This is a genomic window from Ruegeria sp. AM7, from assembly GCF_056535965.1.
On record NZ_JBQFJE010000001.1, the window covers coordinates 455,467 to 476,600 of the forward strand.

The window sequence follows — 21,134 nt, forward strand, 5'->3', positions numbered from 1 at the left end:
AACTTATTCGCTTTAGGACGCATGAGCAGCGGTCCGGCAAGGCAAGGGGTAGGTGGCCACTTGTTCATGTCGAGGTTCCAGTGTGCAGTCAAACAGCACGTCTGTACCCAAACCATAGACGTCCGTCTTGGGCCGAAGAGCCTGCCCCAGGCTAGCGACCGGTGATGTGGTCAGCCCCTGTGGTCCGGCCCCGATCAATAGGGGTGCAACTGCGACATGCAGCCGGGTCAGCAGCCCTGCTTCAAGAAACTGAGCAATCGTGATGCCGCCACCTTCGATCAAGACGCGGTTCAATCCGCGCTGACGCAAGGCGCCCAGGATTTGTGCCGGCGAAATCCAATGGGTGCGGGGCAACTTGACCACTTCGGTATGGTCGGGACGCGGTGCATCTACCGATTGGATGACTATGCACCGGGCGTTCATGTCCTGCATCAGACCGATATCGTTTGGCATCCTCCCGTTTGGGTCAATGATAACGCGGACCGGATTTTGACCTTTGACGAGGCGAACGGTGAGGCGTGGGTTGTCATGCAGTGCAGTTTTAACGCCGATCACAACCGCATCCGACAAAGCCCGTAGACGGTGTAAATGTACCAGCCCTTGACGACCAGAGATGTCTTTGGCATCGCCCGAAACAGTTGCAATCCGTCCGTCCAGTGATTGCCCGATCTGCCCGATCACCTGACCCGAGGGGTTCGGCTGTGCTAACGCTCCATAGACAGAGATGGCCCGCTTTTCGCCTTCCGTCCAATCCGGATCGCACAGACAACCATGACCTGCTCGAACGGCAAGAATGCGGTCCCAAACCCTGGATGTTACGTCAATGTCGTGCATTGGTTTCTCCGCATTCTGTATAGAGTTGAGCGACTGTCATCGCGGTACCGATAAGTGATCAGTGTGCCCAATCATCCCAAGCGTTTCCGCGACCGCGCCCCGCCTGTCTATTCCCCAATCGAGGGCGTGTTTCGCGCCCGCCTCGTGGGCTGCCTGCGCGATTCCGTCTAAAACTGCGTCATGCAGTTGGGTCTCTTGCCGCCCCAACCGCCACGGGCTTTGTGCGGAAGCAACAGTGTAGCCCACTATTTCGCTCAATTCCGCAAACCGTGACCCGGATAACGGCCCCAGCGCTGGTCCCAAACCTTTGTCGTTCGTCTGGTGCCGGTTGAACGCCCGAGTGACGACACAGTCACGTTCGTCGTTGGGCGTCCAGCTCATTTGGCCATCGTAGTTCAGGGCCGTGTAGATTGGTATGCCCGCTTCGGCTGCACGGAGGATCAGAGCATTGATCCAGCTTTCGGGCACAAGATCGAACAAGGCCGAAGCCGTGATCAGGCCGACGTCCCCGAGCGGCAGATTTTTTACGTCACCGAGATTGCCGACGACGCATTCGGCTTCGGGATGGCGATCACTTGCAATACGCAACAGGGTCGCGTCGTTGTCGAAAAAGCGCCAACGCATCTTGCCGAACCCTGCCTGAACAAATGCCCGGGCCGTTGATCCGGTGCCACTGCCCAGATCCAGTACAACGGACCCATCCTGAACGCAGCCTGCGGCACTAGCGAGCAGTTTTGGATCGCGGGCCCGGTGATCGGCTGGTTCCCGAAGATTCAGCCAATCCGGTTCAAAGCTGGTTTCAGACGTCTGCTTCATACCACCCACGTGCCACATGGCTTTCGTGCAGCTGAACCCGGATGCGTTTGACGCGGCCATTGTCGCCAAGCCCGGTGGTTTTTGCGGCCGCCTTGAGTTGATCCCAAATGTGATAGCAAAGAAACTCGGTCGTTGTGATCTTTCCCTTGAACGCGGGGACTTCGTCCAGATTGGCGTAGCGCAGCGGGGCAAGCGTGTTGGCCAGAGCCTCGGTGGCCAAGCCGATATCAACGACCAGACCGTTTTCATCCAGATCTTCGGTGTAAAACGCGGCATCCACCACGAAGGTCGCGCCGTGCATCCCTTGCGCGGGGCCAAAAACAGGAGAGGGTAGGGAATGCGCGATCATTACATGGTCGCGGACTTCAACAGCAAACATAGGCAGTCCAGTTCATTTCGTGGGTCCAGAGGGGAAAGGCGGCGCAAGTGCCTCGGCCACCCGTTTGATGACATCGGCGAAATGCCGGGTTGTGTCGTGCCAGCTCGGCAACCCTGCCGACTGTTCCAGTGAAGCATGCGCAGCTTTCGCCAACTGATCCGGGTCTTCCAGCAGGGTGCGCAATTCGGCTGCAAAGGCATCCGGTTGATCGGCGGGCACAAGACGCCCGGCATGGCCAACCGTTTCGGGGACCGCGCCGACTGCGCAGGAAACAACCGGCAGACCGTGCAGCATCGCCTCGCTCAGGACCATGCCGTAGCCTTCGTAACGGGTGGCCAGAGCGAACATACTTGCGCGTCGGTATGCATCCTCGATGGCAGCGCCGTCGACCTCGCCCCTTAGTTGGATACGATTAGCTAACCCTGCATTCGAGATCTGTGATTGCAATTCTGCTGTATAGTCTGGGTCTTGCGGGCGGCCGATAATTTCCGCTTGCCATGGCAGGTCGGAAATTTGCGCCAAAGCAGAGATCAGAACGTCGTGGCCCTTGCGCGATGACAATAATCCAACACTCAGGATTAGCGGTGGTGAAACAGGTGCCGAACCAGTCATGGGGCGCAGGAAGCCGGGGCTTGCCACAGTGATCCGATCTGGGGACACACCAAAATCGGCCCAAAGCGTCTCCCCGATATGGGTGCTGGTCACGATGACATGGGCGACATGTTCCAGCACTGCGGCCTCGTTGCGGATCAAATCCTGTGCGCGAGCGGGATCTGTCCCGGTTTCCAGCCCAAGCGGATGGTGGACAAGCGCGATCACAGGTGCGGCAATACTGGCGACACCTTCGGGTGGCATGGCGCCCAGTGCCAAACCGTCCACGATAACCGGGGTAGAGGCAGGAACGGCCCGCAGAGCATTCAGCGAAGTTTCCATGTCATGCGCAGGTGCATTCGGAAAACTGCCGGGCAGTTCCAGATGCGCGGTTGGGCAGCCGATTTGGTTCAACAAATCCAATACGGTCGCATCATAGATATAACCGCCGGTGCGCTGGTCTTTGTCTCCGGGTATCGCAAAAACGGCGCTCATGATGCGTTTTCCAAGGGATTTGTGTTCAACTCAGCTTCGGAGGGCATAAAAACAAAAGCAACCGCAGGAAGGGCGGCCAACAGCATCACAGCACCATAACAGATACCCATCGCGATCCCAGCTTCGGGCGATGCCCCCAGTATGGGAAAAAGCGCGGCGGCGGCGCCCTCTCTCCATCCCCAACCGGCGATCGACAAAGGCACCAGCATGGCGCACAAGACCAAGGGCAGAACTGTCACGCTTGCCTCAATCGACAGTTCCGTTCCAGTAGCACGGGCGCATGCATAGAGGCCGAAGATCAACAGAGCAGCGGCCATTATGGCATGAGCCGAAATCTCTGGGCGGACCATCAGCACAAGGCAGAACTTCGTAAAACGGGCTGTCTTCTGGGCTGACGCCAGCCAGATCAACACACCGAAAGTCAGGGCAATGCCAGCTCCCAGCATCCATCCTGTCCCGCTGGGCCATTCGATTCCCCCCGGCCACAACAGACTAACGGACAGACCGGCAACAAGGACCACAAACAGAGCCACCTGACCCATAAGCCGCTCGGCCACGACGGATTGCGCTGCGCGTTTCAGGTCGCCATGCTGGCGTGTTCGGATTGCACGGCTGACATCGCCAACGACGCCACCGGGTAACAGGGAATTGGCGAGAAGGGCTAGATAATATTCCTTTAGCGCTGCGCGGTAAGTGATCTTCAGCTCCAACGCTCGCGCGGTTAGCTGCCATCTCCGTGCCATTGATAAGGTGCTGCAATTCAGTGCAAGGATTGCTATCACAATCCAGAACGGCTGAGCTTCGCGCAGTCTTTCCCAGACCTCTCCGGCCGCGCTCCACCACAAGAGGACGCCCAACAGCGCGAGTGATCCGAACAGGCGGAACAAGCGGCCGCTCATCTCGGTTCCCCCGCCAATTGCCCCGAAGAAGTGAAGGCTGACAGGAAATCATCGCGAAATGTATCCATCCGACGCACCGGGCCATCCGCGGCGGGCGCTAGACCGTCAGTCCACCCCCAGTGGTCAATCAAAGACAGCACATCAGTGGGGCCGATTACATGGATCGGGACATCGCGATTGTCACTGCCGGCCACAAAACCTGCGGCCTGATGATCTCCTGCGACAATAACCAGTGGTGCTTGCTTACCTAGTTTTGCCACATGCGAAAACACTGCTTGCAAGCTGTAGTCGACCGCGCGGCGATAGGCGTCCCGCACGTCATCGTGATCCTTCCATAACTCCCGCGCCGGAGGGCCTTGCTCGGCCATCGGTGTGAAAACGGTTCCATCGCCCAGGTCCTGATCCCTGATCATCTGCGGGATCGGTGTCCATGGTGCGTGGGAAGAGATCAGCGCAACTTGAATGAAATCAGGCCGTGGGTCGGGCGGTAGCAAATCCTGATAGGTCGCCAGTGTGAACTGATCAGGCATAGTCACCCAGCCAAAACGTTTTCCGCGATAAGGAATGTCCGCGGCTGCGAATATGTGATCGAATCCCATCACGGCGCTTTCGGGCCACGCCAGCGTAATCGCAGGCATGATCGCTGCCGTGCGATAGCCGGCATCCCGCGCATAGTGGAACAACCACTTTCGATTGCTGACCAGCATTGCATTGTAGCGTCCGTTATCCGACGTCCAAAGGCCGGTCGACAAAGCGCCATGTGCCAGCCAGCTTTCGCCACCTGCCGTGGGTGAGGTCAGCCAGCCGCTTTTGACGGACAATCCCGCTTGTGTAAGGGCTGTCTCGGCACTTTGCAGCGTCGGCAGGTGGGTGTCGGAATACAGTGGATTATCAAAGCTCGCGCGGCCATAGCTTTCAATCCAGATCAGTAGAACATCGCGACCCGAAAGCCTATCCAGCAGACCTTGCGCCTGGCGCATCGGATCTGCCCGCGCCTCGCGACGGAACACAGCCAGATCGTCAACGGTTGCCTGCATCTCGGTCCCACGCTTGAACACAAGCCGGGATGTCCACGCCGTGCCCGGAGGGCTTTGATCAAAACGCCAGTATTTAAGGTGATGCCCGGCGTCTGCCACGGCCCAGGATCCTGTGATCATTATGCCAAGAACCGCAGCCGTCCTCGCCCAAACGGGGGGTGACAGAGACCCCCAGGCTTTCAACCCAAAACGCAGCAATACGAAATAGATGGCCACCAGCGCGCCGCCTGTCACAGCCATTGCGATGGCCAAGGGCCTGCCAACACTGTCTTGCAACAAGCCAAAACCTGCCTCGATCAAAAATGTATCGACGATTGGATTGAAGGTGCGGTTATACGCGGTGAACGTGGCGTAGTCAGCGAGTTTCATCAGGCCGGCTGCGACCAAAAGGGCCGCCAGAATTGACGCCACCCCAGGGATCCTTCCAAACGCGATCATGAACAAAAGGATCACGGGCAATTCCAGCGGCCAGCGATTCAGCGCAGACCAATTCATCGTGCCGGGATGGTTGGGCAGGACCAAAGCGCAAAAGACCAAAAAAGCGCCGAGGACAAGTGCGAAAGATAACCTCATGAGTTGCGGCTCAGCAGCCAACGGATATCCACGCCAAATGAGTAACTCAACGCGATTGACGCACTGATGGAAATCGGCGCGATCAGAAAGGGTGGTGCCAGCGGGCAAATCAGGATCAAAAGTGCCGCGATCTGTACCACGCAGATGGTTTTGCGACGAAAGGATGGCCTAAGCTCTCCTTGCAGTCGTGGTATTGCCCAACCAGCGATAACAAAGGCATAGCGAGCAAAACCAAGGATCAGAACTTCGGCCTGTGTGGTTCCGGATAGCATCAGCCACAGCGCAAGCATTGCACCCAAGGCGGCATCGGTTTCCATGTCGAACCGCGCGCCAAAGTCGGATTTCAAGCCAGAGCGGCGGGCCAGCCAGCCGTCCAGCCCGTCCATTGCAAACGCGCTTGCTCCTATACAGAATACCACCCAGCCCGACACAGTGTCGGCGACAAAAAGCGTGCCGAACAAGAACGCCACAAGGGCCGCACGCAGCAAGGTTACGGTATTGCAAAGGCCCAGCACCCTGTGAGGGTAAGAAGTTGCCAACCCCAGCCCGGCAAGGGCCGAGGCCACGAAGAACGCAAGCAGAACCCAAAACACGTTTGGCAGGGTTAACCATGCCAGGATTGTCAGCCCACACCCAATCAAGCCTACCTGAAGCCAAAAGGAGGTCATGGGCGACATCAGCCAGAGAGACTGGCGATCCGCTGTCACGCGCTGTGACGTTTGGGCTTTGGTTTGCAGTGTCATAATCTATTGTGATCTAGCGTAGATTTCCCTTTTGACTAATCTCTTAACAAATGCCGAGCGTCATTATTCAGGTGATCACGAAACCTTGACCGAAGCAATCAATGGTAAATGGTCTGACGCCATGCGCAGATTCGGTGTCGACATAGCCTGTGCATCAAAGACCGCATCAGGCCGATCGGTCATAATTCGGTCCAGAGGCAACAAAGGGCGGTGTGACGGAAAGGTCGCCCGCGCGGGTCCTGCAAGCTGTTGCCCAACAAGACGTCTGTGAAACATCAAACCACCCCACGGCCGCCATTCGTTCAAGTCACCCAGAAGAATTGTCTGCATCTTAGGGCGGCGCCGCAAATATTGCCCGATGATACGCATTTGTATGACGCGCAAGGGTTGGAACAGCGATAAATGCGTTGAGAGAATTCGCATACCGACGCCGTCTCGCAGGGTCTCGACCACGACCGCGCCGCGGTGGCAATGCCCCGGAAGATCGACAACATCGCGGTGGGTCACCTCAAAAAGCGGATGAAGAAATAGAATGGTTCCCAGGAATCCGTCGCTTTGTGATCCCCATCGCATGGCCTGCTGATCATGCTGGTAAACCAAGCCGGTGTCGGCCTGTATGCGGCGCATGTCCAAAATTCGCGCATGTGGCCGGCACTCGCCATCGGCCTCCTGCAAGGCTAAAACGTCCAGCCGAAGAGGGGCCAGATCAGCAGCGATGGTTCGATGGATACGATCGGGATCAACCCGCTTGTCCGCTCCCTTGGCGCGGTGAATGTTCCAAGTGGCACAAGTTAGACGGGTTAAGCGCATTTAGTTTACTTTGTCGGTGCAGGGCACGGGCTATATGGTTGTTTGACTAACTTTATCTAGTTCGACAATCGTCAAGGGACCAGCCATGCGCAATATTGCTTTAAGCTTTCTGATCGCAACCTCTCCAATCGCAGCGGCCGCCGAAATGGCGAGCTACGAACTGGACCCTGAGCATACGACGGTGTTTTTTACCATAGAACACATTGGATATGCCGACACGCTGGGGATATTCGGCAATGTGCAGGGTATTTTCGACTATGACACCGAAACGCAGGAACTGGCGAATGTTCAAGTCGCGATCGACGCCAAAAGCGTCAACACCTTTAACAAGGCGCGTGACGGGCACGTTAAAAATAAGGATTTTCTGCATGTCTCGGAATTCCCCGAAATCACCTTTGACGCAGAGTCTGGTACAGCCGCCACGGACAATGCGGGCACAGTGACCGGAGACCTGACGATATTGGGTGTGACCCAGCCGGTGACACTGAACGTGACGTTGAACAAGGCTGAACCCTACCCATTTGGGCACAAACGGTTTGTGCTTGGGCTTTCGATAGGTGCCTCCATCAAACGCAGCGACTATGGCATGACTTACGCGGTCGAGAATGGCCTTGTGGGTGACCTTGTGAACATAAAAATCGAAACCGAAGCTATGCGGATTGAATGATGCGTTTCGGCCTGTACCAAGCTTAAAAACGGTCTCATTTTTTTGTGCGCGTTTGTGAACGGTGCATCCATTGCGCGCGTAGTCCATGTGCCTAATGTCCTGACCACAGCAAGTATCGCCGTTTGTCATGTTTCGGGCGGCTGCCAGCCAGTGAAAGGACATTTGATGAAATCGTTGGTAAAAGCCGCACTAGGGGCCGCCATAGTTGGCACCTCTTTAGGGACCGTTGTGAATGCCGGAGATATCCAGGCTGGTAGTGAAACGGCCGCGCAATGCGCCGCCTGCCACGGTAGTGCTGGTATCAGTACGGCCGACAACTTCCCAAACCTTGCCGGTCAAAAAGAAGGCTACATCAAAAAGCAGTTGATGGCGTTCAAAACCGAAAGCCGCAAGGATGATCTGATGAACGCCATCGCAGCGAACCTGTCCGATGCAGAGATCGATAATCTGGCCGCTTATTTCGCCAGCCTGCCCGGGGGCGAAGCTGGGGCGGTTGCCAGCAATGACACGGGTCTTGACGGATCGTTGATGGCGTTCCCGAAGGATCATGAAACCACGTTCACCCGTTATCACCGCAAAGACTATGACGACCGTAAACAGGTTCGGTTCTTCAGTGGTAACGATTTGGCGCTCGAGGGCGTCAAGACCGGTCTGCCGTTCAAACCTGGTTCGTATTTCCTGGTCGAGATTTACGACGCTAAAAAAGACGCCGATGGTAATCTGTTAAAGGACGCTGAGGGTAAATTGATTGCTGGCGAGCGTAAGCTCTTTACGGCAATGGAAAAGCGCGACGGGTGGGGGGATGATGTCCCTGAAATCTATAAGAATGACGATTGGCGTTATTCGGTCTTTGAAGTCGACGGCTCGAACAAGGCTGGTGTGAACGAAGCTCCGTGCATGGCCTGCCACAAGCCGCTGACCGAGGATGACTACGCGTTTACCGTTGACTGGGTCGAAGACTTCCACGCGTCACAAGCGGCTGGCTATTCGCACAAGATCGTCAAGTAACAGGGTAGTCGCCGCACTGTAGATTTCTGAAAACCCCGGTTGAATTGCCGGGGTTTTTTGCTTGTGCAGCGCACCCAAGGCTATCCTTTTTTCTTGCGCATGCTCAAACCAATGCGTTTGCGCTTGGTATCCACATCGACCACGGTCACTTTGACAATCTGGCCGGTTTTGACCACGTCATGGGGATTTTTGACAAACCTGTCGGCCAACTGGCTGACATGCACCAGCCCGTCCTGATGAACACCGATATCAACAAACGCGCCGAAGGCGGCGACGTTGGTCACGGTGCCTTCCAGAACCATTCCGGGCTTTAGATCGGAAATCTCCTCGACACCTTCGCGGAAAGTCGCTGTTACAAAACTTGGACGCGGGTCGCGCCCGGGTTTTTCAAGCTCGGCAAAGATGTCTTGGACAGTCGGAAGGCCAAATCTGGCATCGACGAATTGCTGCGGTTTCAGCCGTTTCAGGGCCTGTTCATTCCCCATAATCTGCCGAATGTCTCGACCGCAGGCAGAAACGATGCGCCGGGCTACGTCGTAGGCTTCGGGATGCACCGAGGATGCATCCAGGGGCTCTTTGCCGTCCCGGATGCGCAGAAACCCTGCGGATTGTTCGTAGGCGCGTGGACCCAACCGCGCGACGTCCAAAAGTTCGGACCGCGTGGCGAACGGGCCGTTGATGTCACGATGTGACACAATGGCTTCGGCAAGGCCAGGCCCCAGGCCTGAGACGTGTGAAAGGAGCGGGGCAGAGGCGGTATTCAGGTCCACCCCGACGGCGTTCACGACATCTTCGACGGCGGATGCCAGCGACTGCGATAACCGGTGCTGATCCACATCGTGCTGATATTGGCCCACTCCGATTGATTTGGGTTCGATCTTGACCAGCTCGGCCAACGGATCTTGCAGGCGCCGTGCGATTGAAACAGCGCCGCGCAGTGACACATCCAGATCGGGAAACTCACGCGCCGCGAGTTCCGAGGCCGAGTATACCGAAGCGCCTGCCTCGGATACCACCACCTTAGTGGGCGCTTTCACTGACTTGGGCAGCAGTTTCAACGTGTCGGCGACCATCTTCTCAGTTTCGCGGCTTGCTGTGCCGTTGCCGATCGCGATCAACTCGATCTGATGCGCTTCGATCATAGCCAGAATGCTTGTCTGCGTGGCCTTCAGGTCGTTTTTCGGTTGAAACGGATACAGCGTGGTGGTGGCGATGACTTTGCCGGTTGGGTCGACAACAGCCGCCTTTACACCGGTGCGAATGCCGGGGTCCAATCCCAGCGTTGCCTTGGCACCTGCTGGCGCGGAAAACAGCAAATCCTTGAGGTTATTCGAGAACACTTGAATTGCGTCATCCTGCGCCCTGCTGCGCAGATCGGCCATCAATTCAACCATAAGGGACAGGGACAGTTTAACCCGCCACGTCCAACCCGCCACCTTGCGAAGCCAGACGTCTCCGGGTGCATCGCTGCGCGTGTGCAAACACGCAGCAACGATGGCCTCGGCGCGCGCCACTCCGGTCTCGGGTTCAGGCGCAATATCAAGTGTGACAATACCATCCTTGGACGCGCGCAGCATCGCCAACGCGCGATGAGAGGGCGTATTGGCCCAAAGCTCGACATGCTCAAAATAGTCGCTGAACTTGGCGCCCTCCGTTTGTTTGCCGTCGATGACTTTGGACGTCAGATACGCTTCGCGTTGCATGAAGCCGCGTAAATCGCCCAGCAAGCGCGCATCCTCGGTCAATCGCTCGGCGATGATGTCACGCGCGCCGTTCAGGGCATCTTTGGTGGTGGGCACGGCTTCGGTTACATAGCGCTCGGCTAGTGCCTCAGGATTGGCCGAGCGGTTTGTCAGGATCGCATCGGCCAGCGGCTCCAACCCGTTTTCGCGCGCAATCATGGCTTTGGTGCGGCGCTTGGGTTTGTAAGGCAGGTAGATATCTTCCAGCTGCGCCTTTGTGTCCGCCCGAGTAATGGACTTGACCAGATCGTCGGTCAGTTTGCCCTGATCCTTAATCGAGCCCAGAATCGTTTCGCGCCGCGCTTCAAGTTCGCGCAGATAGGTCAGCCGGTCAGACAGCGTGCGCAGTTGAGTGTCGTCCAACCCACCCGTTGCCTCTTTGCGATACCGCGCGACAAAGGGAACGGTGGCTCCTTCGTCCAGCAATTTCACCGCAGCACCGACCTGTTCGGGGCGTGCGCTGATCTCTGTGGCGATGGTGCGGGCGATGCGATCCAAGGGTGCCTCCTGAATATTATCCGGAGGACCTACTTAGCCAGCCATATGCCGAAGGGAAAGAGGCCTTAGAACTGAGCGGCTAGCGCCTGCAAATCGTCGTGCAGCGTTTTGGCAATTTCGACGTAACCACGTTCGGTGTTGCGGGCCCTTGCGGCAAAGCGCCTTTGCGAGGGCAGGCGTGCGCCCTGACCGATGATATCGGCGAACAAACGCTCGGCGCGGGTGTCATTTGCGGCCAAACGGCCGCCGCTGAACTGGGCCGGATCAAAAGCAAGAATGATCTCGCCGTGATAGGGCGCGCCGCCCGCGCCTTCGGCGTATTCCATGCTTTCAAGGCTGGTGAAATCGTCGATCAGAGGGCCTGCCATCAGCTCGATCATGATCGACAGGGCCGAGCCCTTATAGCCGCCAAAGGTCAGCATTGCGCCCTCCATCGCCGCCTGTGGATCGGTCGTGGGTCGGCCGTCCTTGTCGATGGCCACACCCTCGGGCAGGGGCTTGCCCGCGCGTCGATAGAGTTCAATTTCACCGCGGGCGAAGGCACTGGTAGCAAAGTCGAAGGTAAACGGGTCTTGCCCCTGACGCGGCCAACTGAAGGCCAGAGGGTTGGTGCCGAGGCTACCGCGCGTGCCCCCCGCAGGGGCGACCCAGGAATGGCTGGGCACCATCGCCATCGCGGCCAGGCCAACCGCAGACAAGCGCTCGACCTCGGGCCAGAGCGCCGAGAAGTGAAAGCAGCGGTTGATCGCCATGGCGGCAATGCCGTGGGTTCGCGTCTTCTCGATCAGTACCGGCAGCGCCTGTTCGAAGGCCAGCAAGGACATGCCGCCCTGCGCATCCACCCGAACGATGGCATTGTCCGAATGTTCCAACACCGGCGCGACATGCCCATCGATCTTGCCCGCTTTCATGGTGTCATTGCACATGAACAAGCGGAACAACCCGTGAGACTGGCAATCGTCGATTTGACAGGTCGCCAGCATCCCTGCAATTGCGGTTGCGTGGTCCGGTCCAAAACCGGATTTCATCAAGATGTTGAGGCAAAGGGCCTTAATCTCGTCCAGTTCCAGTTTGACCGTCTCGTTCATGCCCCGCCCCTGCGCTGTCATTTGGTTATGACAGGCATAGCGCGGCGGGGCAGGTGAGGGAAACGGTTTTGAGCCTTAGCTCTGCGCCTCGTCCTGCAAATAGGCAATCACGTTGGTGATGTCTTCCTCTTTCTTCAGGCCGGGGAACTGCATTTTGTTGCCGGGCAGGGCGCCTTTGGGGTCAGCCAAAAAGGCAGCCAGAGTTTCAGGGTTCCAGACCAGCCCTGACGCCTTCAGAGCGTCCGAGTATTTGAACCCTTCCGCTTGTGCTGCTTGTGCACCGACGATTCCGTACAATGACGGTCCAACGCCATTCTTGCCTTCTTTGATCTGATGGCAGGCTTTGCATTTGCGGTAGACTTTCTTACCGGCTTTAATGTCGCCTTCCACCGCAGCGACGGCGACAGGGGTTGCAGCGGCAGCAGGTGTTGCCTCGGCTTTGTTTTCATCCATGTTGAAGAACAAACGCGCAGTGACCGGTACGGTGCGGGTGATGCCGGGCAGGCTGGCCAGTTCCATCAACTTGTCGACACCTGCATTCACGCCTGCGTCTTCGGTGCTGATAAACACCATGTCATTGGTCGACACCATAACCGACGTCTCGGATACGCGGACAACGAACATTTCTGCGTCGAATTCCACATCTGTCCCTACCAGCGTAAGCACGGCTTCGACGTCAACGACTGTGGTTTCACCTACTCCAAGCGCCTTGACCTCGGCCATATCGAATTCGGCCTTCAGGGCGGCAGTGCCCGCTTTGCGGAAGACGTGCTCGATCATACGCTCGTTACGGATGTCGATATTTGTTTCGATCGAAGACAGATCGATTTCGATCTCGGCCTTGCCATCGGGGCCCACGTGACCTGATAGGTTGGTGAAGGAATTGACCTCGCCCACGGTGTCTTTCTTGATCGTACCATACGCCAAATGAGAGTTTTCAGGCGACAGGGTCCAATGCTCGGACAGTGCTGGCGTTGCAACAATTGCCGACGCAATCGTGACTGCTTTCAACAGAAGTTTCATTTCTTTCCTCCACGGGTTATGTCAATTCTGACCAGGCGGGCCCGGCTCGTGAATGTCAAACACACACAGGTCACTATTTATTCAATGGTTGGTGCAATTAGTTCCGAACAAGCCGTACGCGGCGCGATACAGACGCATTCAAAACGCGTCTGGCGGTTTGGGCTGGCCTTGTCCGGCGCCTCCGACGTAGCCGACGATTTATTGCAATCCACTTGCCTTCGCGCGCTCGAGCGCCATCATCAGGTGACATCACATGACCGGTTGGACAGTTGGCTGATGACGATCTGCCGCTCGATCTGGCTGAATGAAGTCCGGGCGCGCTCGGTTCGGAAGGCTCAGGCGCTGTCTGTCACACCCGAAGCAGAATTAATTTCGCCTGAAGCTGACTCGGAAACGAATATTTTCGCAGCTGAGGTGTTTACTCAAGTGATGCACCTGCCAGAAGCGCAGCGGGAAACGGTCATGCTTGTGTTCGTTGAGGGCTATAGCTACCGCGAAGCGGCTGCGATGCTGGATGTGCCGATTGGAACCATTATGAGCCGGTTGTCTAACGCCCGGCAGAAACTTAAAACCGTGATGCAGCTTAGTGCTGCAGACGCCGTTCGACGGAGTGGCAAATGAAGTTTTCCGATGAGACGCTGATAGCGTATCTGGAAGGCACAGTGGATGACGACCAGGCAACCGCGATTGAACGCGCGGTCGAGGACGACCCTGAGCTGGAGACGCGCCTGATGGCGCTGGACCCGTTCGCACCTATGGTGCAGGCGGTATTTGAAAAGGTGCCCGCCGAGGCGCCGAAAGTTGAGCTGCCAGAGCCGCAGCCGGTGGAATCTGCGCATTCTTCAGGCGGACCATGGCGCCTGATGGCCGTTGCGGCTTCGGTCGCAGTTGTCGCTGTGTCAGCAACGTTTTGGACAACCCGGCCCGAACCTTTGGGTTGGGCACAACAGGCGGCGATCTATCAGTCGCTTTATGTACCTGACACGATTGCGTCGCTGGACAATTCGGAACAGGCGCTGAAAATGCAGTTCGATTTGGCAGAGGCAGAGCTGGGACGGTCCTTGAACCGCGAAACGCTTGAAGCTTTGCCGGGAATGGAACTGAAACGCGCGCAGGTTTTGTCATTTAATGGCAAACCGCTGGTTCAGGTGGTATTTGCCGACGAACAAGGCCAACCATTCGCCTTCTGTATCATCCGACAAGGTGAGGGTGCCCCCAGTAAGGACGTCAACCTTGCCGAGCTTAGCGGTCTGGCAACGGCGACGTGGTCCGAGGGTGGCTATGGTTATATGCTGATTGGCAACAATCCGCAGACACCACTGGAAGGGCAGCTGGATATTCTGACCACAAGTTTCGCCAGCTGATCCATCCGCTGCAGAAACGCCTTGTGAACTGGTGGAAATACCCGAAATATGCCGGGTATGACCACTAAACCTGTCAGGCCAGACCCGGAAGACGACGACTCGCTGGGGCCGCGCAGCATCTATGATGCTGACTCGCCAGAGGAAGACGATCTGTGGTTTCTGCCCGCCGACGCCGAGATTGACGAAGATTTTCTGCCGCCGGGTCCGAAGGCCGACCGCAGAACACTTTTCGACTTCAGAGATTGGCGGGCCGCGCAGGCCGAACTCTCCTATGAACTGGCGGATCTTGCGGCAAGTTTCGGAGCTCTGGACGAAAGACTACGAGCAGGTCCAGAGGGGTGGACGCATCGGTTGGCACTGATGGATGTTTCGGACCTAGGTTGGTGGACTGGTGACCGGATTGGCGTTGATCGCCTGGCGCTGTGGACAGGGTTGCGGATCGGATCGACCGGAGATGACGTTCAGGCGTTGTTTCGGGCAGGTTGGGCCGTCAGACGCCTGACAACCGGAGCTGGCCCGGCCGAGGGTGGCTGGACCACTGGATTGACCGCATTTCTTGATCGTATGGCGCTTGGCATGGACGAGGTCCCCGAGGCGATTGCTGATTTGGCGGACGTGATGGACGGGGTTGCAAGCCTGCACCCGGTTACGCAAGCAGCGATTGCATTCCACGCATGGCGTGCTCTGTCTCAGGGAATGGGACAAGACACAGAGGCTGCGGTCATTGCGGCCCGGCACGCGGCAACGATGGGCCGGGGAGGCGCCCTTTTCGTGCCGGTTGCACTGTCTGGGCCGGGTGCTTTGCGTGGGGTTGGAGAGGTCAACGATAAGCTAAGTGCATGGATCAAGGGGTTGGGTCAGGCCGTTTTGGCTGCATTGCTTCACTTGGATCGTGTCAGCGCGTGGGAACTTCGTGCTCGGGATCTGACGTCCGATCTGAGTGGGAAAACCCCGCCAATGCTGCTTGATGTGCTAGCCGCGTGGCCAATGGTTTCGGTTCCTTTGGCCGAAGAATTGACCAAGGCATCACGAGCGACCGCGCAACGTAACATTGATCTTTTCACGTCGCGCGGTTTGATCCGCGAGGTGACAGGGCAGGGGCGTTACCGTGTCTGGACCGCAGCACTGTAATCCAGGATCCAGTTGCGAAAGTCCCGGGCGGGGGGTCGCAAAGCAGATTTGGACGGGTAAATGAGATGATAGGCTTCCTGCCCCGCGACGTCGATGCCGGGCAGGCAGGGCACAAGGCCCGACAGGGTCATGACCCGGTCAGATGCTGGGGCACGCGCCAAGGCAATACCGCCTCGGTTGGCGGACAGCTCAGCTGCCATTATGGAATTGTCGGCAAAGAAAAACCGGGCCCGTCCAGCTGGAAGGCGCAGTGTTTCGAACAAATGTAGCCAGCTGGCGCGATGGGTTGATACTTCGATGAGGGTGAATTGAAACAGGTCCTCAGGGCTATGGATGCGATCCGCGATATCTGGCAGAGCGACGGGGTAAAGGCGTTCGCGCAACAATTCGTCGCCCTCAGTGCCGAAAAGTGTCGGGTTACCGAAAACGATTTGAAGATCAGTAAATCGATTGGCAAAGTCTGCCGTCAGATTACCTGTTGTCAAAGACAGGTTGATTCTGGGGTAAAGGTCCTGAAACGTCGGCAACCCGCCGGCCAGAATACCATGCGCAAACAAAAGTACCGACTGAACGTACAAGCGTTGCCCGCGCGTTTCGCCAAAAAGACCCGTGGTCGACGTTTCCAGCATCAAAAGCGATTGCTGGACCGACGGCAAATAGGCGCGACCTGCCTCGGTCAGTGTCACAGAGTGGGCATGGCGATGGAACAGGGGCGTTCCCAGTTGATTTTCCAGGGCTTTGACTTGCTGACTGACGGCGGCTGAAGACATGTTCAACTGCCCAGCCGCGCGCGCAAAGCTTTCGGTGCGGGCCGCAGCCTCGAAGACACGAAGCCAATTGAGGGATGGGATGCGGGACGACATGAATTCAGGCTAAGCTCAACTTATCCTCAAGGGCAAGACACAACATTCTGCCCAACTTCGGATAACGTCTAAGGTTTGAAGACATGCCTGAGAAGGAGACACGCATGTCTGCATTGAATTCCGTGCCGATTGGCTGCCTGACGCCTGAGCAGATAGAAAGCTATTGGGAGGACGGATATCTGTACCCGCTCACTACGTTTTCGGAACAGGAAACGTCCGAGATCAGGGCAGAGTTCGAACAGATCGAGAAAGACTGGCTTGGCGCAGATCTTCCGCTACCCCTGAATACCTATAAACGGGTCAACGCACATCTTGTTATGCCGCTGGCCGCGCGTGTTGCGACGGACCCTCGGGTGCTGGATATCGTTCAGGGTATTCTGGGGCCGGATATCATGGTTTGGTCGGCCGAGTTTTTTGTTAAGGAACCGCACACCCGCCAAACAGTCGGTATGCATCAGGACCTGACCTATTGGGGGATGGGAGAAACGCCGGATCAGGTGACGGCGTGGATCGCGCTGTCTCCTGCGACGTGTGACAGCGGCTGCATGGATTTCGTACGCGCCAGCCACAAAAACCCGATCCTGCCGCATAACGACACCTATTCGGATACGAATTTATTGTCGCGCGGGCAGGAAATCGCGGTAGAGGTCGCGGATGAGGATAAAACCCATATCGAGCTGGCACCGGGTCAGATGTCGCTGCACCACGGGTTGACCATCCATGGCTCCGGGCCGAACCGCTCGGATGACCGGCGGATTGGTCTGGCCATCCGCTATCTGAACCCGAATGCAAAGCAATTGGTGGCCGAACGCGATTATGCCCTGTTGGCACGGGGCGAAGATACGCAAAGCAATTTCGTGCCGGTACCTGCGCCAGAAACGCTGTTTTCACCCGAGGCGTTGGCGCTTTACGAGCAGGTACGGCAAGATCAGAGCAAGGCCCTGGCCGAGGGAGCAGGCAGTTCTGTGCCGCTATACGCCAATTCTTAAAGCGGCGGTCAGCGGCCCACACCGATATAGGTTTCGAAGCCCGATTTCCGGGCAGCCGATTTCGAATAGATGTTCCGCAGATCCACCATCCGGGGGGACCTCATTGAACGTGCCATGTCCGGCAGGTTCAGGGCGCGGAACTCATTCCATTCGGTCAGCAATACGACCGCATCCGCATCGGCGGTTGCGGTATAAGGGTCGTCGCACCATTCCACGCCCGGCAACAAGGCTAATCCCTCGGCTCGGCCCTGCGGATCCACAACCCGAACCGTTGCGCCTCCGCCGATCAGTGCGGGGACAATGGTCAGCGAAGGGGCATCACGCATATCATCTGTGTTGGGTTTGAACGTAACACCCAGAACCGCGATGGTCTTACCGTTGAAGCTGTCATCGCATACGTCGCGAATTTTCTCGATCATGCGGTGTTTGACGCCGTCATTCACGCGCATAACCGTTTCGGTGATCTGCATCGGATAAGCGTGTTCCTGACCGATCCTCGCCAAAGCAGCGGTATCTTTAGGAAAGCACGAGCCACCATAACCCGGACCAGCATGCAGGAACTTGTTGCCGATACGACCATCCAGACCAATGCCGCGCGCGACTTCTTTGACATCACCGCCCACACGTTCGCACAGGCCGGCGATTTCGTTGATGAAAGTAATCTTGGTCGCAAGAAATGCATTTGCCGCATATTTGATCATCTCGGCGCTTTCCAGGTCCGTCGTCAGGATCGGGAAGTCTCGCAGATAGAGCGGCCGGTAAATCTCGGCCATAACTTCGGCGGCGCGGTCGCTTTCAACGCCAACGACAACGCGATCGGGGCGCATGAAATCGTCAATCGCCGCCCCTTCGCGCAGGAATTCAGGATTTGAAGCGACGTCAAAGTCTGCATTCGCATTGGCCTCAAGAACCGCTTCGTGCACCTTTCTGTTGGTGCCGACGGGAACGGTCGATTTGGTGACGATCACAGTATAGTCAGTGACGGACTGAGCAATCTCTTGCGCGGCGGCCATCACGTAGGTCAGATCAGCGTGCCCGTCGCCGCGCCGGGTTGGGGTTCCCACTGCAATGAAAACTGCGTCTGCACCGTCCACGGCAGCAGCCAGATCGGTCGTGAAACTCAACCGCCCTGCTGCTACATTCTTGGCCATCAGGACATCAAGTCCCGGTTCGTAGATGGGAACTTGGCCGGCTTGCAACATCTCGATTTTCTTTTCGGCTTTGTCGACGCAAATAACGTCATGGCCAAAATCCGAGAAGCAAACGCCCGACACAAGGCCAACATAACCTGTGCCGATCATCGCTATCCGCATTTTTCAATGTCCTTCAACAAAAGACTGTTTAACGCGCGCCAGCATTTCGCAAAGTTCAACGGGTTTCAATGCCGTTTCCTGCCGCCGGGTTGCATTCTGGGTGTTCTTGCTGTTTCTGAGAGTCCTACCAGCCAGATTGAGTTTTGTGGAACGAGACAATGACAAAAACTGCTTTAATAACCGGCATCACAGGGCAAGACGGATCGTATCTGGCCGAGTTTCTCTTGGAGAAAGGGTATGAAGTTCACGGAATCAAGCGCCGCGCCTCGTCGTTTAATACGCAACGCATTGATCATATCTATCAGGATCCGCACGATCCGAACCCTCAACTCCACTTGCACTATGGTGATCTCAGCGACACGTCCAACCTGACCCGAATCATTCAGGAAGTTCAGCCGGATGAGGTCTATAACCTGGGCGCGCAATCCCATGTTGCCGTCAGCTTTGAATCGCCAGAATACACAGCGGATGTCGATGCGATTGGGACGCTGCGATTGCTGGAAGCGATACGGTTTTTGGGCTTGGAAAAGAAGACACGTTTCTATCAGGCGTCAACTTCCGAGTTGTATGGCTTGGTGCAGGAAATTCCTCAGAAAGAAACCACACCGTTCCATCCCCGGTCCCCATATGCCGTAGCCAAGCTTTATTCATACTGGATTACTGTGAATTACCGTGAGGCGTACGGGATGTATGCTTGCAACGGAATTCTGTTCAACCACGAAAGCCCGCGCCGGGGTGAAACCTTTGTGACGCGGAAAATCACACGGGGTCTTGCGAATATTGCGCAGGGGCTTGAGGAGTGCCTGTACATGGGCAACATCGACAGTCTGCGCGATTGGGGGCACGCGAAAGACTATGTGCGGATGCAATGGCTAATGCTGCAGCAGGATGCGCCAGAAGACTTCGTTATCGCGACAGGCGTACAGTACTCTGTCCGTCAGTTTATCGAGTGGTCCGCTGCGGAACTGGGCGTCACGCTGGAGTTCTCTGGTGAAGGCGTTCAGGAAGTTGCGACTGTCAAAACGGTCGAAGGCGAAAAAGCGCCCGCGCTTAAGTCCGGGGACGTCGTCATGCGTATCGATCCGCAATACTTCCGACCCGCCGAGGTCGAGACCCTGTTGGGCGACCCGTCGAAGGCGAAAACCAAACTGGGATGGGTGCCGGAACTGACCGTTCAGGAAATGTGTTCTGAAATGGTAAGCGAAGACCTCAAGACCGCCAAACGTCATGCCTTGCTGAAAGAGCACGGCTTCGATTTGCCAGTAAGCTTGGAAAATGGCTGAGGTGGGCGCAATGCGGAAAATCTATGTTGCCGGTCATCGTGGTATGGTCGGTGCGGCCATACTACGGCAGTTGCAAGATCGTCGGGCGGCAGGTGAGGCATTGACGATTGTTACCCGCACTCATGCGGAACTGGATTTGACTGATCAGTCCGCAGTTCGGCACTTCATGGAGACCGAACGGCCCGATGTTGTCGTTTTGGCGGCGGCCAAGGTCGGAGGTATTCACGCGAACAATACATACCCGGCAGATTTCATTTACGAAAACCTGATGATCGAATGCAACGTGATCCATCAGGCGTTTTCAGTGGGAGTCCAGCGCCTGCTGCAACTTGGCAGCTCATGCATCTATCCCAAGGCTGTGCCGCAACCGATGCGAGAAGATGCTCTGCTGACCGGAGTGCTTGAGCCGACAAATGAGCCGTATGCAGTCGCCAAGATTGCAGGTATCAAGCTGTGCGAAAGCTACAACCGGCAGCACGGCGTTGACTATCGCTCGGTTATGCCAACCAATCTGTACGGCCCAGGCGATAACTTTCACCCTGAAAACAGCCATGTTCTGCCGGCTTTGATCCGTCGTTTTCACGAAGCCAAGCGGGACGGTCTGGACGAGGTAGTCATTTGGGGAACCGGTAAGCCTCGCCGAGAGTTTCTGCACGTAGACGATATGGCCGAAGCGTCTCTGTTTGTGCTCGATCTGCCACGCGATGTTTACGAAGCGAACACAGAACCCATGCTAAGCCATATCAACGTCGGCTGTGGCGAGGATATCTCGATCGCGGAGCTTGCAACTCTGGTGGCCCGCACGGTGGGTTACACCGGGCGGATCACTCAGGATGTCAGCAAACCAGATGGCACAATGCGCAAGCTCATGGATGTGTCACGACTGGCGGATATGGGTTGGCGTGCGCGGATCACCTTGCAAGACGGCATCCACGAAACCTATGCGTGGTTTCTGGAACAGACAGATGCTGACTTGCGGGCAAAGTAA

The 21,134-nt window shown here is 56.8% G+C and carries 21 protein-coding genes; 8 read left to right on the plus strand and 13 right to left on the minus strand.

Annotated elements, in window-relative coordinates; all coding sequences use genetic code 11:
* Positions 1-12: 12 nt before the first annotated feature.
* The 8 genes from ACR3EG_RS01975 to ACR3EG_RS02010 form a co-directional block, all read right to left on the minus strand.
* Positions 13-834 (minus strand): RibD family protein, encoded by an 822-nt coding sequence (locus ACR3EG_RS01975; protein ID WP_480482446.1) that lies wholly within the window; start codon positions 832-834, stop codon positions 13-15.
* Between the two features lie 36 nt (positions 835-870).
* Entirely contained in the window at positions 871-1,650 is a 780-nt protein-coding gene (locus tag ACR3EG_RS01980) for a methyltransferase domain-containing protein (protein WP_480482448.1), read from the minus strand.
* The gene (locus tag ACR3EG_RS01985) at positions 1,634-2,029 is read right to left on the minus strand and encodes a 6-pyruvoyl trahydropterin synthase family protein (RefSeq protein WP_480482450.1); all 396 of its coding nucleotides are present in this window, start codon (positions 2,027-2,029) and stop codon (positions 1,634-1,636) included. Before ACR3EG_RS01985 ends, ACR3EG_RS01980 begins: the two co-directional genes overlap by 17 nt.
* Before the next feature lie 12 nt (positions 2,030-2,041).
* Positions 2,042-3,115 carry a glycosyltransferase family 4 protein gene (locus ACR3EG_RS01990; RefSeq protein WP_480482452.1) on the minus strand — a complete coding sequence of 358 codons (1,074 nt, stop codon included), beginning with the start codon at positions 3,113-3,115 and terminating at the stop codon, positions 2,042-2,044.
* A complete protein-coding gene (locus tag ACR3EG_RS01995) occupies positions 3,112-4,014 on the minus strand; it encodes a lysylphosphatidylglycerol synthase transmembrane domain-containing protein (RefSeq protein ID WP_480482454.1) in 903 nt (300 codons plus the stop codon). The genes ACR3EG_RS01990 and ACR3EG_RS01995 overlap by 4 nt, the downstream gene beginning before the upstream one ends.
* Positions 4,011-5,546, minus strand: coding sequence for a sulfatase-like hydrolase/transferase (locus ACR3EG_RS02000; RefSeq protein ID WP_480482456.1), 1,536 nt, complete (start codon positions 5,544-5,546; stop codon positions 4,011-4,013). Before ACR3EG_RS02000 ends, ACR3EG_RS01995 begins: the two co-directional genes overlap by 4 nt.
* 74 nt (positions 5,547-5,620) lie before the next feature.
* Positions 5,621-6,217, minus strand: a complete 597-nt coding sequence (locus ACR3EG_RS02005) for a CDP-alcohol phosphatidyltransferase family protein (RefSeq protein WP_480482458.1) — start codon at positions 6,215-6,217, stop codon at positions 5,621-5,623.
* 225 nt (positions 6,218-6,442) lie between these two features.
* The gene (locus ACR3EG_RS02010) at positions 6,443-7,177 is read right to left on the minus strand and encodes an endonuclease/exonuclease/phosphatase family protein (RefSeq protein WP_480482460.1); all 735 of its coding nucleotides are present in this window, start codon (positions 7,175-7,177) and stop codon (positions 6,443-6,445) included.
* 85 nt (positions 7,178-7,262) lie between these two features.
* Here ACR3EG_RS02010 and ACR3EG_RS02015 point away from each other — a divergent pair, with 85 nt between their 5' ends.
* Both ACR3EG_RS02015 and ACR3EG_RS02020 read left to right on the plus strand, forming a co-directional pair.
* On the plus strand, positions 7,263-7,844 hold the full coding sequence (locus tag ACR3EG_RS02015; RefSeq protein ID WP_480482462.1) for a YceI family protein: 582 nt from the start codon (positions 7,263-7,265) through the stop codon (positions 7,842-7,844).
* Positions 7,845-8,009: 165 nt separating this feature from the next.
* Positions 8,010-8,852 carry a cytochrome P460 family protein gene (locus tag ACR3EG_RS02020; RefSeq protein ID WP_480482464.1) on the plus strand — a complete coding sequence of 281 codons (843 nt, stop codon included), beginning with the start codon at positions 8,010-8,012 and terminating at the stop codon, positions 8,850-8,852.
* Positions 8,853-8,932: 80 nt separating this feature from the next.
* Here ACR3EG_RS02020 and ACR3EG_RS02025 read toward each other — a convergent pair whose 3' ends face one another.
* The 3 genes from ACR3EG_RS02025 to ACR3EG_RS02035 all read right to left on the minus strand — a co-directional run bounded on the left by ACR3EG_RS02025 (position 8,933) and on the right by ACR3EG_RS02035 (position 13,203).
* Entirely contained in the window at positions 8,933-11,092 is a 2,160-nt protein-coding gene (locus tag ACR3EG_RS02025; RefSeq protein ID WP_480482466.1) for a Tex family protein, read from the minus strand.
* A 65-nt stretch (positions 11,093-11,157) separates the two neighbouring features.
* Positions 11,158-12,180 carry an Ldh family oxidoreductase gene (locus ACR3EG_RS02030; RefSeq protein ID WP_480482468.1) on the minus strand — a complete coding sequence of 341 codons (1,023 nt, stop codon included), beginning with the start codon at positions 12,178-12,180 and terminating at the stop codon, positions 11,158-11,160.
* Between the two features lie 75 nt (positions 12,181-12,255).
* Positions 12,256-13,203, minus strand: a complete 948-nt coding sequence (locus ACR3EG_RS02035; protein ID WP_480482470.1) for a c-type cytochrome — start codon at positions 13,201-13,203, stop codon at positions 12,256-12,258.
* Between the two features lie 84 nt (positions 13,204-13,287).
* On the opposite strand from ACR3EG_RS02035, the gene ACR3EG_RS02040 reads away from it, so the two are divergent.
* From ACR3EG_RS02040 to ACR3EG_RS02050, 3 genes are read left to right on the plus strand one after another with little or no spacing between them, the layout of a single operon-like run.
* Positions 13,288-13,824 carry an RNA polymerase sigma factor gene (locus tag ACR3EG_RS02040; protein ID WP_170355203.1) on the plus strand — a complete coding sequence of 179 codons (537 nt, stop codon included), beginning with the start codon at positions 13,288-13,290 and terminating at the stop codon, positions 13,822-13,824.
* Positions 13,821-14,567 (plus strand): anti-sigma factor, encoded by a 747-nt coding sequence (locus ACR3EG_RS02045; RefSeq protein ID WP_480482472.1) that lies wholly within the window; start codon positions 13,821-13,823, stop codon positions 14,565-14,567. The genes ACR3EG_RS02040 and ACR3EG_RS02045 overlap by 4 nt, the downstream gene beginning before the upstream one ends.
* 57 nt (positions 14,568-14,624) lie before the next feature.
* Positions 14,625-15,698, plus strand: coding sequence for a helix-turn-helix domain-containing protein (locus tag ACR3EG_RS02050; RefSeq protein ID WP_480482474.1), 1,074 nt, complete (start codon positions 14,625-14,627; stop codon positions 15,696-15,698).
* Here ACR3EG_RS02050 and ACR3EG_RS02055 read toward each other — a convergent pair.
* The gene (locus tag ACR3EG_RS02055; RefSeq protein WP_480482476.1) at positions 15,671-16,561 is read right to left on the minus strand and encodes a LysR family transcriptional regulator; all 891 of its coding nucleotides are present in this window, start codon (positions 16,559-16,561) and stop codon (positions 15,671-15,673) included. The two genes, ACR3EG_RS02050 and ACR3EG_RS02055, sit on opposite strands and share 28 nt — an antisense overlap.
* Before the next feature lie 104 nt (positions 16,562-16,665).
* On the opposite strand from ACR3EG_RS02055, the gene ACR3EG_RS02060 reads away from it, so the two are divergent.
* Positions 16,666-17,550: a phytanoyl-CoA dioxygenase family protein gene (locus tag ACR3EG_RS02060; RefSeq protein WP_480482478.1), complete on the plus strand. Its 885-nt coding sequence runs from the start codon at positions 16,666-16,668 to the stop codon at positions 17,548-17,550.
* Between the two features lie 8 nt (positions 17,551-17,558).
* Here ACR3EG_RS02060 and ACR3EG_RS02065 read toward each other — a convergent pair whose 3' ends face one another.
* Positions 17,559-18,863: a UDP-glucose dehydrogenase family protein gene (locus ACR3EG_RS02065; protein WP_480482480.1), complete on the minus strand. Its 1,305-nt coding sequence runs from the start codon at positions 18,861-18,863 to the stop codon at positions 17,559-17,561.
* Positions 18,864-19,021: 158 nt separating this feature from the next.
* Here ACR3EG_RS02065 and gmd point away from each other — a divergent pair, with 158 nt between their 5' ends.
* Positions 19,022-20,146, plus strand: coding sequence for a GDP-mannose 4,6-dehydratase (gmd, locus tag ACR3EG_RS02070; protein ID WP_480482482.1), 1,125 nt, complete (start codon positions 19,022-19,024; stop codon positions 20,144-20,146).
* A gap of 10 nt (positions 20,147-20,156) precedes the next feature.
* Positions 20,157-21,134 (plus strand): GDP-L-fucose synthase, encoded by a 978-nt coding sequence (fcl, locus tag ACR3EG_RS02075; protein ID WP_480482484.1) that lies wholly within the window; start codon positions 20,157-20,159, stop codon positions 21,132-21,134.